11 protein-coding genes and 1 pseudogene are annotated in these 12,160 nt (G+C 61.5%); 8 read left to right on the forward strand and 4 right to left on the reverse strand.

The annotated features are described in order from the left end of the window. Positions 1-523, forward strand: a pseudogene (locus AX702_RS23865) (nitronate monooxygenase); the annotation flags it as partial. 70 nt (positions 524-593) lie between these two features. Here AX702_RS23865 and AX702_RS23860 read toward each other — a convergent pair. Further along, positions 594-785: a YMGG-like glycine zipper-containing protein gene (locus tag AX702_RS23860; RefSeq protein ID WP_066778299.1), complete on the reverse strand. Its 192-nt coding sequence runs from the start codon at positions 783-785 to the stop codon at positions 594-596. Between the two features lie 91 nt (positions 786-876). Then, positions 877-1,875 carry a 2-hydroxyacid dehydrogenase gene (locus tag AX702_RS23855; protein ID WP_066778296.1) on the reverse strand — a complete coding sequence of 333 codons (999 nt, stop codon included), beginning with the start codon at positions 1,873-1,875 and terminating at the stop codon, positions 877-879. A gap of 98 nt (positions 1,876-1,973) precedes the next feature. Here AX702_RS23855 and AX702_RS23850 point away from each other — a divergent pair, with 98 nt between their 5' ends. From AX702_RS23850 to AX702_RS23840, 3 genes are all read left to right on the forward strand, one after another. Then, positions 1,974-2,465 (forward strand): SH3 domain-containing protein, encoded by a 492-nt coding sequence (locus AX702_RS23850; RefSeq protein WP_066778295.1) that lies wholly within the window; start codon positions 1,974-1,976, stop codon positions 2,463-2,465. Continuing rightward, entirely contained in the window at positions 2,462-3,298 is an 837-nt protein-coding gene (gene nadC, locus AX702_RS23845) for a carboxylating nicotinate-nucleotide diphosphorylase (protein WP_066778294.1), read from the forward strand. Before AX702_RS23850 ends, nadC begins: the two co-directional genes overlap by 4 nt. Before the next feature lie 131 nt (positions 3,299-3,429). After that, a complete protein-coding gene (locus AX702_RS23840; protein WP_066778293.1) occupies positions 3,430-4,140 on the forward strand; it encodes a ribonuclease T2 family protein in 711 nt (236 codons plus the stop codon). A gap of 54 nt (positions 4,141-4,194) precedes the next feature. Here AX702_RS23840 and AX702_RS23835 read toward each other — a convergent pair whose 3' ends face one another. Then, on the reverse strand, positions 4,195-5,373 hold the full coding sequence (locus AX702_RS23835; RefSeq protein ID WP_066778291.1) for a vWA domain-containing protein: 1,179 nt from the start codon (positions 5,371-5,373) through the stop codon (positions 4,195-4,197). Between the two features lie 109 nt (positions 5,374-5,482). On the opposite strand from AX702_RS23835, the gene otsB reads away from it, so the two are divergent. The 4 genes from otsB to AX702_RS23815 are packed head-to-tail and all read left to right on the forward strand — an operon-like array spanning position 5,483 to position 11,503. Beyond that, on the forward strand, positions 5,483-6,226 hold the full coding sequence (otsB, locus tag AX702_RS23830; RefSeq protein ID WP_231731772.1) for a trehalose-phosphatase: 744 nt from the start codon (positions 5,483-5,485) through the stop codon (positions 6,224-6,226). Further along, positions 6,223-8,019, forward strand: a complete 1,797-nt coding sequence (locus tag AX702_RS23825; protein ID WP_066778287.1) for a glycoside hydrolase family 15 protein — start codon at positions 6,223-6,225, stop codon at positions 8,017-8,019. Before otsB ends, AX702_RS23825 begins: the two co-directional genes overlap by 4 nt. Then, the gene (locus AX702_RS23820) at positions 8,016-9,398 is read left to right on the forward strand and encodes an alpha,alpha-trehalose-phosphate synthase (UDP-forming) (RefSeq protein WP_066778285.1); all 1,383 of its coding nucleotides are present in this window, start codon (positions 8,016-8,018) and stop codon (positions 9,396-9,398) included. Before AX702_RS23825 ends, AX702_RS23820 begins: the two co-directional genes overlap by 4 nt. Before the next feature lie 59 nt (positions 9,399-9,457). Then, complete coding sequence (locus tag AX702_RS23815) at positions 9,458-11,503, forward strand: TonB-dependent receptor (protein WP_082746134.1); 2,046 nt, start codon at positions 9,458-9,460, stop codon at positions 11,501-11,503. A gap of 25 nt (positions 11,504-11,528) precedes the next feature. Here the strand turns inward: AX702_RS23815 and AX702_RS23810 are convergent. Next, positions 11,529-12,160: TetR/AcrR family transcriptional regulator (locus AX702_RS23810; protein WP_156455401.1), on the reverse strand; the 632-nt coding region annotated here is incomplete at its 5' end.

Genomic DNA, 12,160 nt, shown 5'->3' on the forward strand with positions numbered 1-12,160 from the left:
TTCGTCGGCTGTGCGTAATCCGTTCCTCCGCAGCCTCGAGGCCCGTTCGGAACGCCAGATCGCCTTCTCGACGCAGGAGGCGGGTGATCACGTCTTCCAGCTTGATGTCGGTGTGAAGGGGAAGAACTTCTGGGTCACGCGCAACGATCTGCTGCGTGCCCGCGAATGGTTCGGCCATGGTTTCACCGATGCGTTGAAGACGCCCGACAACACGCTTGTCTTCGTCAGCCCCCAGGAAAAGGCGGAGATCCGCAAGGATCAGGCCGATTGCATGGGATGCCTCAGCCAGTGCCTGTTCTCGAGCTGGGCGGATACCGAGACCAATTCCACCGGTCGCCTTGCCGATCCGCGCAGTTTTTGCATTCAGAAGACGCTGCAGGAAATCGCTCATGGCGGCGACACCGAAGCGAACCTGATGTTCGCTGGCCATGCCGCCTACAACTTCAAGCGTGATCCGTTCTACTCCAACGGCTTCGTGCCCACGGTGAAGCAGCTGGTCGATCGGATCCTCACCGGCGACTGAGCCACCACCCGCCAGCTGTCTCCGCTGCGCCGACGTGCGGCGCAACGGAGATAGTGGCCAGGTTCGGCAATCAGTTGTCGATCGTTCCTACGACTGCGCCGGCCGCACCGCCGACAGCCGCGCCTTTCTCGACGTCGCCGCCCGACACCGCAGCAACACCAGCGCCGCCAGCACCGCCGATCGCGGCTCCCCTCAAAGTTGAGCACGCCGAGGTGCCAACAGCGGTCACGCCAAGCATCAGCAGAAGAACTGCATTCTTCATTGCGAAATCTCCGATCATGTTGAACGATCGTAAAATGCAGTAGGTTTGCTTTGTGTTCCCAGCGAAACAGCAGCCTGAATTAAGAAGTCCGTCAGACCCAACCTTCCAGCACCTGATCGGGTGGTCGATGGCCATCGGCCCACATCCGGATGTTCGTCATCACCTTTTCGCCGGTGGCAAGACGGCCCTCGAACGTCGCGGATCCCATGTGCGGGGTCATGACGACATTCGGCAGGGCGAGCAGCCGGGGATCGATCACCGGCTCATGTGTCCAGACGTCGAGTCCGGCGCCGGCGAGGCGTCCCGCTTCGAGTGCATCGATCATCGCATTTTCATCAACGATGCCGCCACGGCTCGCGTTGATCAGGTAGACGTGAGGGCGCAGTAGCGCGATCCGTTGCGCGCTGATCAGGTTCTCACTGTCTGCATTGCGCGGCGTGTGGATGGTCAGAATGTCGATATTGGCAAGCATCTCATCCAAGTTCGGATGCCATTGTGCCTGCAGTTCTGCCTCCAGGACTTTCGGTAAGCGGTGGCGATTGTGATAATGTACGGAAAGGCCGAATGCGCGGGCTCGGCGCGCTACTGCCTGGCCGATTCTCCCCATGCCGACGACACCAAGTGCCTTGCCGCCAATCCGGTGACCCAACATGCCGCCTGGGCTCCAGCCCTTCCATTCGCCAGAGCGAACAAGCTTCTCGCCTTCGGCCAGGCGACGCGGGACCGAGACGATAAGCGCCATCGTCATGTCGGCCGTATCTTCGGTAAGTACACCCGGCGTGTTCGTGACGATGATACCGCGTGCGCGTGCAGCCCTCAGGTCGATGTGGTTCACACCAGCACCGAAGTTCGCGATCAGCTTAAGCCGATCGCCGGCGGCGGAGATCAGTTCGGCATCGATCGTGTCGACCACGGTCGGGACCAGTACGTCGCAATCCTTCATGGCTGCGGCAAGCTGTTCCCGCGACATGACTTGGTCCGCCCGATTGTTGACCGTGTCGAACAGATCCTCAAGCCGGTTCATGGTGGCGTCAGGCAGCTCGCGGGTAACAAAGACCCGAGGATTGGGGCAACGGCGCGTATCGACCATGCCGCAGGCTTGGCGAAGCGGCGCTTTCGCGTCAACGATCGGTTGAAGCTGGGCGATACACCCGGCTACAGAACATTGTGCGCGACGGGGGGACGATCATGCGGCGATGGACGGCAGGACTGGCGATGCTTGCCGTGTTGATTTCGGGAGGCAGCGTCGCCGCGCAAACCGGAAAAGAGAAACCCAAGCCCCCGTATTTCGCGTCGATCGGCGCCGGGAAGGCGAGGATGCGTTCAGGGCCGGGCCGCTCATATCCTGCAACCTGGCTCTATGTGCGTGCTGACCTGCCGGTGCGGGTCGTCGACGTCTTCAAGGAGTGGCGCAAGGTTGAGGATCCCGGCGGAGAGCAGGGCTGGATGCTGGGCAATTTGATCAGCAGCACGCGAACGGCAATCGTGCAGGAAGCAGTTACTGAACTGCGCGATCGACCGGCCTTCGGAGCGCGGGTGCTTTGGCGTGCGGAGCCGGGCGTGGTGGGGCGCGTGAGCCAATGCGCTCGCGGCTGGTGCCGCTTTGATGTGCGAGGACAAGTCGGCTTTGTAGAGGCGACCCGCTTGTGGGGCGTCGCGCCGGAGGAGACACTCCCGTGATACAGGACTTTGATCTTGAAGCGTTTGTCACGGCAACGCTGGCGGAAGATCTTGGCCCCGGTGTCGACGTCACATCCGAGGCGGTGATTCCCGCCGACGCCCGGTTCAATGCCGTGATGGCGACCCGCGACGCGATCACTGTCGCGGGGCTTGAAGTTGCCAGCGCGTTTTTCCGGCATCTGGATCCTGCGGCTACTGTCGAAGCCTTGGCAAAGGACGGCGCTCGTGTTGCCCGCGGTTCTGTGTTGATGCGGATAAGTGGCCAGGCACGCGCGCTCCTGACCGCTGAGCGTTCCGCCCTGAATACGGTCCAGCACCTGTCGGGGATCGCCACCATGACTAGCCTGTACGTGGATCGTCTTGCGGGAACGGGCACGGTGCTGCTGGATACCCGCAAGACTCTCCCTGGACTTCGCCTGCTGGAGAAATATGCCACCCGCATGGGCGGTGCGCAGAACCACCGTATGGGTCTGTGGGACGCCGCGATGATCAAAGACAACCATGTCGCGGTCGCCGGTGACGTGTCGATCGCGGTTGCCCGAGCGCGCGCGGCAGGTATCGCCGAGATCATCGTGGAGGTTGACCGGCTTGAACAGATCGAGCCGGCGATCGCTGCCGGCGCTACGCGGCTTCTCTTGGACAATATGCCTCCTGCGGTGCTTTCCCAGGCAGTAGCGATGATTGATGGCCGCATCCCGTCCGAAGCATCGGGCGGCATTTCGCTGGAGACGATCCGGCCGGTGGCGCAAACGGGCGTGAACTTCGTCAGCGTCGGCCGGCTTACCCAATCTGCGCCCGCGGCCGATATCGGTCTTGATTACGAGATCGCGTGATCTGCTGACGCCTGTCGCAAGTCGAAGTGTGTGCGGGGCCGCAGTAGGGATTGATGCGGATCCTATTCAGCTCTGAGGATGAGTTTCCTCGCCAGGGCTACGGCCGGCGCGAGTTTCATGGAGTTCGATTGATGATCAGATGGATGGGGCTGACGCTTGCGATGTTGCCCGCTGTGGCAACAGCACAGGCGTATCAATGCTCAGTGCCGGACAGCGGCATGCTGACGGTTCACCCCGACCTGCCGAACGAAAAGGAGCCGCAGCGCCTCCTGCCGATCGGTCACTATACCCTCGCGATAAGCTGGTCGCCGCAATATTGCCGCCAGCCGGACCGAGCGGCGCGTTCCCGTGTGCAATGCGGCGGGGGCAATCGCTTCGGCTTTGTTCTGCACGGGCTTTGGCCCGACGGTGTCGGGAAGGAGTGGCCGCAATATTGCAAAGCAACGCCGCTGCTTTCCGAACGCACGATCCGCGCAAACATCTGCTCCACCCCCTCTGCGCAGTTGCTTCAGCATGAATGGGCCAAGCACGGTACCTGTATGGCGGGCGAGACGCCGGACAGCTACTTCGCCAAGGCCACCAGCCTGTACCGCAAGTTGCGCTACCCGGACATGGTGTCGCTATCGCGGCAGCCGCTCTCTGCTGGAAAGCTCGCCAACGCCATCGCCCGTGTTAATCCTGGGATGAGGTCGGATATGATGAAGATCACTACCGATCGTCAGGGCTGGCTGGATGAAGTCTGGATCTGCATGAACAAGCGCTTTCAATATACGCGGTGCCCGGCGCATCAGGGCGGCGTTAAAGCAAGCGCACGGGTGCGGGTCTGGCGCGGGTCGCGCTAGCCCAGCATTGAAAGTGTTGACCGGGCGCGGCAATGCTCGCCCGGTCTCAAGCCGTTATCGCTTGCGGGTCAGTTCCCGCATCGCATCGTCGAGGCCAGCTAGGGTAAGCGGATACATGCGGTCGTTCATCAACTCACGGATGACCTTTACCGATTGAGAATATCCCCATTGCGACTGGGTGACGGGGTTCAGCCAAACTGCCGCAGGATAGGTTGTCGTCAGTCGATGCATCCAGACTGCGCCCGACTCCTCGTTGAAATGCTCCACGGAGCCACCCGGATGCGTGATCTCATAAGGACTCATTGAGGCGTCGCCGACGAACACCAGCTTGTAATCATGTGGGAACTTATGGAGGACGTCCCAAGTTGGCGTCCGTTCTGCAAAACGGCGTTTGTTATCCTTCCACACGCCTTCATAGGGGCAGTTGTGAAAGTAGAAAAACTCCAGGTTTTTGAACTCACTGGTCGCCGCTGAAAAGAGCTCTTCACACAGTTTGACGAACGGGTCCATGGATCCGCCGACATCTAGGAACAGCAGCAATTTGACAGCGTTCCTGCGTTCCGGGCGCATGTGGACGTCCAGCCATCCCTGCCGGGCAGTTCCGTCGATGGTCGCATCGATGTCCAGTTCATCCGCCGCACCTTCCCTGGCGAACTTGCGCAGGCGACGAAGCGCGATCTTGATATTGCGGGTGCCAAGCTCGCGCGTATTGTCCAAATTCTTGAATTCGCGCTGATCCCAGACCTTCAGCGCGCGCTTCTGTTTCGATTCTCCGCCGATCCGCACGCCTTCTGGATTGTAGCCGGAATTGCCGAAAGGCGAGGTCCCACCGGTACCCACCCACTTGTTGCCGCCTTGGTGACGCTTTTGTTGTTCCTCAAGCCGCTTCTTCAGCGTCTCCATGATCTCGTCCCACGAGCCCAGAGACTTGATCGCCTCCATTTCCTCGGGCGTCAGGAATTTCTCTGTCACAGCCTTCAGCCACTCGGCGGGAATTTCAGCTCCCTCCTGAGCGAAGCTGGTTTCAATGCCCTTGAATACCTTGGCGAAAACCTGATCGAACTTGTCGAGCAGTCCTTCATCTTTCACGTACACTGACCGGGAGAGATAATAGAAGTCCTCCGGTGTGCGTTCGATCACGTCCTTTTCCAGCGCTTCGAGGAGCAACAGGTGCTCCTTCAAACTCGCCGGAATGCCTGCGACGCGCAGCTCGTCAAGGAAGTTGAGGAACATCGGCCATCCGCCCCATCATGTGCTTTTTTCACGTGATGGCAGACTTGCCGCGCCTGCGCCAGCACATGAGGCGCTGACGAGGCGCCGTCAGGCCGCTAGAGCCGCTGACATGGTGACAGCACGCATGCTTCCTCCGCCACCTGCCCTGATCGCGGCGGGCCATTGTATACTGCTCGACTTCGACGGCACGCTCGTTGAGCTGGTCGACAGGCCTGACGCCGTTATCGTCGATGACGGGCTGGTTGCGCTGTTGCGGCGCCTTGCGGGAACCTTTGCCGGACGTCTCGCCTTAGTGAGTGGGCGATCGGTGGCGCAAATCGAGCATTTTCTCGGGCTTGCCGTTCCGGAGATCGCAGTGGTCGGTAGCCATGGTGCCGAACTGCGGGTTTCCGGTGAGCGACTGACGCCTGCTCGTCCCGCCGCACTCGATGAGGCGGAAAGAGTGTTTTCCGCCGCGTTCGCGGGGCAGAAGGGGGTGGTGATCGAAGTGAAGTCTCTGGGAGTAGCAGTTCATTATCGCATGGCGCCGGAGCAGGCTGCCACAGCCCGCCGACTGGCGGAGGATTTCGCCGGACAAGAGGGCCTGGTGTTGCAAACAGGCAAGATGATGGTGGAGCTTCGTGCGGGCGGGCACGATAAGGGCAGCGGCATCACCTCTTTGCTGTCCCAACCAGCATTCCAAGGATGCAAGCCAGTGTTTGTCGGAGATGACGTGACCGATGAAGCCGGCTTTGCGGCAGTGGCCACGCTGAACGGGGTTGGCGTGCTGGTCGGACCAGCACGCGAGACTGCGGCGACGTATCGGCTGGATGATGTCGCCGCGGTAAGAAATTGGCTGGGGACTGCGGCATGACGGCGACAATGGATCTTTGGCCGATCGGAAACTGCCAGGTTTCAGCGTTGGTGGATCGTGCGGGCCGCTTTGTATGGGGCTGCCTGCCGCGGGTGGACGGCGATCCTGCATTCTGTTCGCTGCTTGATGACAAGCCACCGGCCGGAGATGATGCCTTCGGTTTCTGGGAGATCGATATCGATCGCCTGCGGGAAACGAAGCAGCACTATATTCGAAACACCCCCATCCTGGTCACACGTCACGAGGACGAGAATGGAAGCGCGATCGAGGTAATAGACTTCTGCCCGCGCTTTACGCGTAACGGCCGCAAATATCGTCCGGTCGCATTCGTTCGCATCGTTCGGCCTGTGGCGGGCAGCCCGCGAGTGCGCATCCGATTGCGACCGGCGACGAACTGGGGTGAGGGGCAGGCGGATACTACCCGCGGCTCCAATCACATTCGGTATCTCCTGGATGACAGCGTCGTTCGCCTGTCCACCACGGCGCCGGTCGGCTGGATCGAAGACGAGCGCATGTTCAGGGTCGAGCGACCGCTTTACTTTTTCATGGGGCCGGATGAAAGTTTTGCTGACGATATTGCCGTGTCGCTCGAGAACATGCTCGATCGCACCATTGAGGAATGGCAGCATTGGGTGCGCAGCCTGGCCACTCCGTACGAGTGGCAGGAAGCCGTAATCCGCTCGGCTATCACCCTGAAGCTTTGCCAGCACGAGGAAACGGGCGCGATCGTCGCTGCGCTGACGACTTCCATCCCTGAACATGCGGATTCGCAGCGGAACTGGGATTATCGCTACTGCTGGGTACGCGACGCTTATTACACGGTTCAGGCCTTGAACCGTCTAGGTGCGCTCGACGTCCTGGAAAGCTATCTCGAATATCTTCGCAACATCGTCGACAATGCAAAGGATGGCCATATTCAGCCGTTGTACGGCGTTGGTGGTGAGGCGACGCTGGTTGAGCGCGAGGCTCCGGCTCTCAATGGTTATCGCGGCATGGGGCCGGTGCGCGTCGGCAATCAGGCATATGAGCAGATCCAGCACGACGCCTACGGGCAGATCGTCCTGTCGAACGCACAAGCCTTTTTTGATCATCGCTTGCTGCGCGTAGCGGACCGAGACGATTTTGAGGCGCTCGAACCGGTGGGTGAGCGCGCCTGGGAGAAGTTCGACAAGCCGGATGCGGGTTTGTGGGAGCTGCGGACCAAAAGTCACGTGCACACCTATTCGGCCGCGATGTGCTGGGCCGCCTGTGATCGGCTGGCGAATGGTGCGCAGGCTCTGGGGTTTTTCGAACGGGCGATCTTCTGGCGTGACCGGGCGAACATCATGCGGGCGCGCGTCGAGGAGGCAGCCTGGCGGCCGGAGACGCAAAGGATGTCGGCGACGTTCGGCGGCGACGATCTTGATGCCAGCCTTCTGCAGCTGCTCGACCTTCGGTTCCTGGCGCCGGATGATCCACGTTTCCAGTCCACGCTCAATGCAGTCGAGGGTGGGCTGAGGCGCGGATCGCACATGTTGCGTTACGCCACAGAGGACGATTTCGGTCTGCCTCATACTGCCTTCAACGTCTGCACCTTCTGGCTGATCGAGGCCCTGCACTTTACCGGCCGGGACGCTGACGCACGCGAGCTGTTTGAAGAGATGCTGTCGCGGCGTACGCCCGCCGGCCTGCTGTCCGAAGACATCGATCCCGTCACTGGTGAGCTATGGGGCAATTACCCGCAGACCTATTCGTTGGTCGGTGTCATCAATTGCGCGGTGTTGCTGAGCAAGCCCTGGAGCGCGATCCGATGAGCCGCCTGATCGTCATATCGAACCGGGTGTCGGCGCCCACCGCGGAACAACCAAGCGCGCAGGGCGGGTTGGCGGTCGCGCTGACCGCTGCCCTGCGCGAAGCGGACGGTATCTGGTTCGGGTGGTCCGGCAACACCGGCGACACGGGTGAACTGCGGTTCGAGACCTATGATGGCGTAACCTCTGCGACGATCGATCTGCCGGAGCAGGATGTCGAGGAATATTACGACGGCTATGCCAATCGCACGCTCTGGCCCCTGTTCCACTACAGGCTGGGTTTGACCGAGTTCGAGCGCGACTTCCAGGGCGGTTATGAGCGGGTCAACCGCCTGTTCAGCGAGGTTATCAGCCCGCACATCGAGCCCGAGGATCTGGTCTGGGTTCACGACTATCACATGGTGCCGCTTGGCTGGATGCTGAGGCAGAAGGGTGTGAGGAACCGGCTGGGATTTTTCCTCCATATACCCTGGCCGCCGACGCGGTTGCTGATCGCCTTGCCGGAGCATCGGCGATTGGTGGAGGCGTTGTTCGCTTATGACGTCGTCGGCTTCCAGACGCGGGAGTGGCTCGAGACGTTTCACGACTATGTTGAGCGGGAGATGGACGGCACCATCGGGCCCAATGACGAGGTCACGGTAGGAGGTCGCACCATCAAGGCCATTGCATGCCCGATCGGCATCGATGCAAGCGAGTTCATCGCCGCAGCGAACGGCGACAAGGCGGCAACGACACTGTCCCGCATGGTCGAAAGCGTCAGCGGGCGTGATCTGATCGTCGGTGTGGACCGGCTCGATTATTCGAAAGGCATCGAAGAGCGGTTCAACGGCTATCAGCGCTTCCTGGAAACGCGACCCGATCAGCGCACCAATGTGTCGTTGTTGCAGATCGCGCCGCCCTCGCGCGCGACGGTTCAGAGCTACCAAGAGATCCGCGCGACACTGGACGCGCTTTCCGGCCGCATCAATGGCGCCTTCGCGGAAATCGACTGGGTTCCGCTTCGCTATGTGAACCGGGGTTTGCCGCGGGATGTTCTTGCCGGCGTGTACCGCGCGGCGCGCGTCGCGCTTGTCACGCCGCTGCGCGACGGGATGAACCTCGTGGCGAAGGAATTTGTCGCGGCGCAGGATCCTGAAGATCCGGGCGTATTGATCTTGTCGCGATTTGCCGGCGCTGCGGAACAGCTTGGCGAGGCGTTGTTGATCAATCCGTATAGCCCGGACGAACTGGCGGACGCGATCGAGCAGGCGCTGGCCATGCCGCGCGATGAAAGGATCGCACGCTGGCGCAAGATGTACGACAATGTTTGCCGTGAGGATGTGATCTGGTGGCGTCGCCGTTTCACGGATGCGCTTGCAGCCGTGGAGTTGAACCACGCTTAGCTCATGAATGCCTGGAGGTATGGCTTGCGCTGACCGGCGCGTCGTAGGCAAGGCGCCATATGACCTTTCGACTCAGTGCGTTCGGCGCCTTGCTTCTTGCTACTCCCGCTTTGGCGCAAACCGCGCCGGACATCATCGTGACGGGCCGAGGCCTTGAGGATCGAGCCGGGGACCGCGTGGCGAGCGTGGTGACGATAGATGCCGACCGTATTTCGGCGAACGCAAGCGATCGGCTGGAAAGCGTGCTTGCGGACGTCGCCGGCCTACAGCAGTTCCGACGCTCGGACTCCCGGTCGGCGAACCCGACCAGCCAGGGCATTTCCTTGCGCGGTATCGGCGGCAATGCATCCAGCCGGGCCTTGCTGATTTTCGACGGTGTCCCGCAAACGGATCCGTTCGGCGGGTGGGTGCCTTTTCCCGCTTATGCCACGGATCGGATCGGCCGGATCAGAGTGTCGCGCGGCGGCGGTAGTGGTTATTTCGGTCCCGGAGCGCTCGCCGGTACGGTGGAGCTGGAAAGCGCCGATCCGCGTGAGCAGCCGGGCATCGCCGGCTCGCTTGCTTATGGAAGCCGCGACTCCCTTGATGCGCAAGGGTCCGGCACGATGTTGGCCGGTGTTGGCTTTGCAACGCTGTCGGCTGCCTATTCGCGCGGCGATGGCTTCGTGCCGACGATCGCGGAAGCGCGCGGCGCGGCGGATCGGCCTGCCGGTTACGAGCAGGCATCGGCAGCGGTGAGGGGGGGGCTTCGACTCTCGCCTGATACGGAGCTGCAAGCAAACCTCAGCGCCTTCACCGATCGGCGTGAGCGTGGCACGGCCTTTACGGCAAATCTTAGCGAGGGGGCTGATGCCAGTGTTCGGCTGGTCGGACGGGGAAGATGGGGCTATTCGGCACTTGCCTATCTTCAGACCCGGGCCTTCGCGTCGCAGTTCGCCAGCGTGCCAGCAGACCGGGGGAGCGCCACGCAGACCCTGGATCAATATAACACTCCTGCAACCGGAATGGGCGCTCGCTTCGAGATCGTGCCTCCTGTTGGCTCGGGGCGTGATCTGCGGCTTGGCATGGATTGGCGGAATGTCGAAGGGCGGACACAGGAAAACTACACCTTTGTCGACGGCTCACCGACGCGGCGGCGGATCGCAGGCGGGAACAGTCGTACGTTGGGTCTGTTCATCGACGGCGCGGTGACGGCGGGTGACTGGACGCTGACCTTGGGCGGTCGGGTCGATCGATGGCGGATCGCCGATGGGCGTCTGAACGAATATACCTTGGCGACCGGCGTGCCACTCACCGACGCGCAGTTCGAAGATCGAACCGGCACGGAGTGGACCGGGCGGGCTGGAGTGGCATTCGCCGCTTCCAAGGACATCACGCTCCGCGCGAGCGCCTATCGCGGGTGGCGCTTGCCGACGCTGAATGAACTCTACCGGCCGTTCCGCGTCGGCGCTGATGCGACCGCTGCAAACGCCTTGCTGAAACCCGAGCAGCTGAGTGGCGTCGACGGTGGTGTCACGATCGCTCCCACCGCCGACATTTCGTTCAGTGCAACGGTCTTCTGGAATCGTCTGGAAGACGCCATCTCGAACGTCACCGCCGGCGTCGGGCCGGGAACGTTCCCGGGTGTTGGCTTCGTGGCCGGAACATACCGCGTCAGGCAGAATCTCGATGCGATCGAGTCGAAAGGCTTCGAGCTGGATGCAAGGTGGCAGGCCGGGCCGGTATTTGCCCTAACATCGTGGAGCCACGTCGATCCGCGGGTGGAGGCGACAGGTTTGGCCGTAACGCTGGATGATCTCAGGCCAGCTCAAACCCCATTGGATCAGGTGTCGGGCACGCTTGGCATGCGAAGCGGTAGATGGACTGCGTCAGCTACCTTGCGGCATGTCGCTCGCCAGTTCGAGGACGACCAGAATGGCCGGGAGCTCGCACCGGCAACGACGGTCGACGCGTATCTGGCTGCGCCGCTCATGCCTGGTGTCGCCATGGAGTTGCGCGGCGAGAACCTGCTGGACGAGCAAGTGGAGGCAGGCATCAGCGGTGTTGGCGTGGTGGAGCGAGCCACGCCCCGAACGCTTTGGGTTGGACTGCGCATACGGCAGTGAACATTGGGTTGCGGGTGAGGGCGAGCTAGCCTGCTTCGCGCTGCAGATGATCGATCGCAGTATCGATGCAGTCCATCAGCATGTTGATTGCCGTCGCAGGGGGATAGTTGGGGTCTATGGTGCGACGCTGAAAGACACCGAAAGCGATGGTGTGGATCATTTCGGCTACCCGTTCACATCGCTCAAGCCTGACGCTGGTCGGGACAAGTGACTGCAAGGCAGTCGTAAGCGCGCAATGCATCCTTCTCTGCAAACCGCGGGCAATTTCGCCGATCCGTTCGTTGCGCGATGCTTCCGCCATGATCTCCGCAAACAGGCGTCCACCATCGCCTCGCTCCTCGCAAGCGACGAAATCCCGGATCCATTTGCGTACCGCTTCAGGATGCCCGCTGTTGTTGGCCGCGCATAGGCCGCTCTCCGAGAGAAACTCTTCGAGGTCTCTCTCGACAATGGCCGCCACGATCGCCTCCTTGTTGGCGAAATCGCGATAGATTTGCCCAACGGCAACGCCTGATGCCTGTGCGATCTGGGCGATGCCGGTGCCATGAAAACCATGGGCGGCGAACGCATCGCGCGCCGCTTGGATCAAGTTCTCACGTCGTGCTGTGGATCGGCGTGGAAAAGGGACCCCGGTAGCGGGGTGATCGGCGTCGAAAA

The organism is Sphingomonas sp. CCH5-D11 (assembly GCF_001557395.1).
Taxonomy (GTDB): Bacteria; Pseudomonadota; Alphaproteobacteria; order Sphingomonadales; family Sphingomonadaceae; genus Sphingomonas.

Excerpts from the sequence above, each read along its gene's own strand:
- AX702_RS23860 (WP_066778299.1), bottom strand. The coding sequence starts at position 785 with ATGAAGAATGCAGTTCTTCTGCTGATGCTTGGCGTGACCGCTGTTGGC.
- AX702_RS23855 (WP_066778296.1), bottom strand. The coding sequence starts at position 1,875 with ATGGTCGATACGCGCCGTTGCCCCAATCCTCGGGTCTTTGTTACCCGC.
- AX702_RS23850 (WP_066778295.1), top strand. The coding sequence starts at position 1,974 with ATGCGGCGATGGACGGCAGGACTGGCGATGCTTGCCGTGTTGATTTCG.
- AX702_RS23840 (WP_066778293.1), top strand. The coding sequence starts at position 3,430 with ATGATCAGATGGATGGGGCTGACGCTTGCGATGTTGCCCGCTGTGGCA.
- AX702_RS23835 (WP_066778291.1), bottom strand. The coding sequence starts at position 5,373 with ATGTTCCTCAACTTCCTTGACGAGCTGCGCGTCGCAGGCATTCCGGCG.
- otsB (WP_231731772.1), top strand. The coding sequence starts at position 5,483 with ATGGTGACAGCACGCATGCTTCCTCCGCCACCTGCCCTGATCGCGGCG.
- AX702_RS23825 (WP_066778287.1), top strand. The coding sequence starts at position 6,223 with ATGACGGCGACAATGGATCTTTGGCCGATCGGAAACTGCCAGGTTTCA.
- AX702_RS23820 (WP_066778285.1), top strand. The coding sequence starts at position 8,016 with ATGAGCCGCCTGATCGTCATATCGAACCGGGTGTCGGCGCCCACCGCG.
- AX702_RS23815 (WP_082746134.1), top strand. The coding sequence starts at position 9,458 with ATGACCTTTCGACTCAGTGCGTTCGGCGCCTTGCTTCTTGCTACTCCC.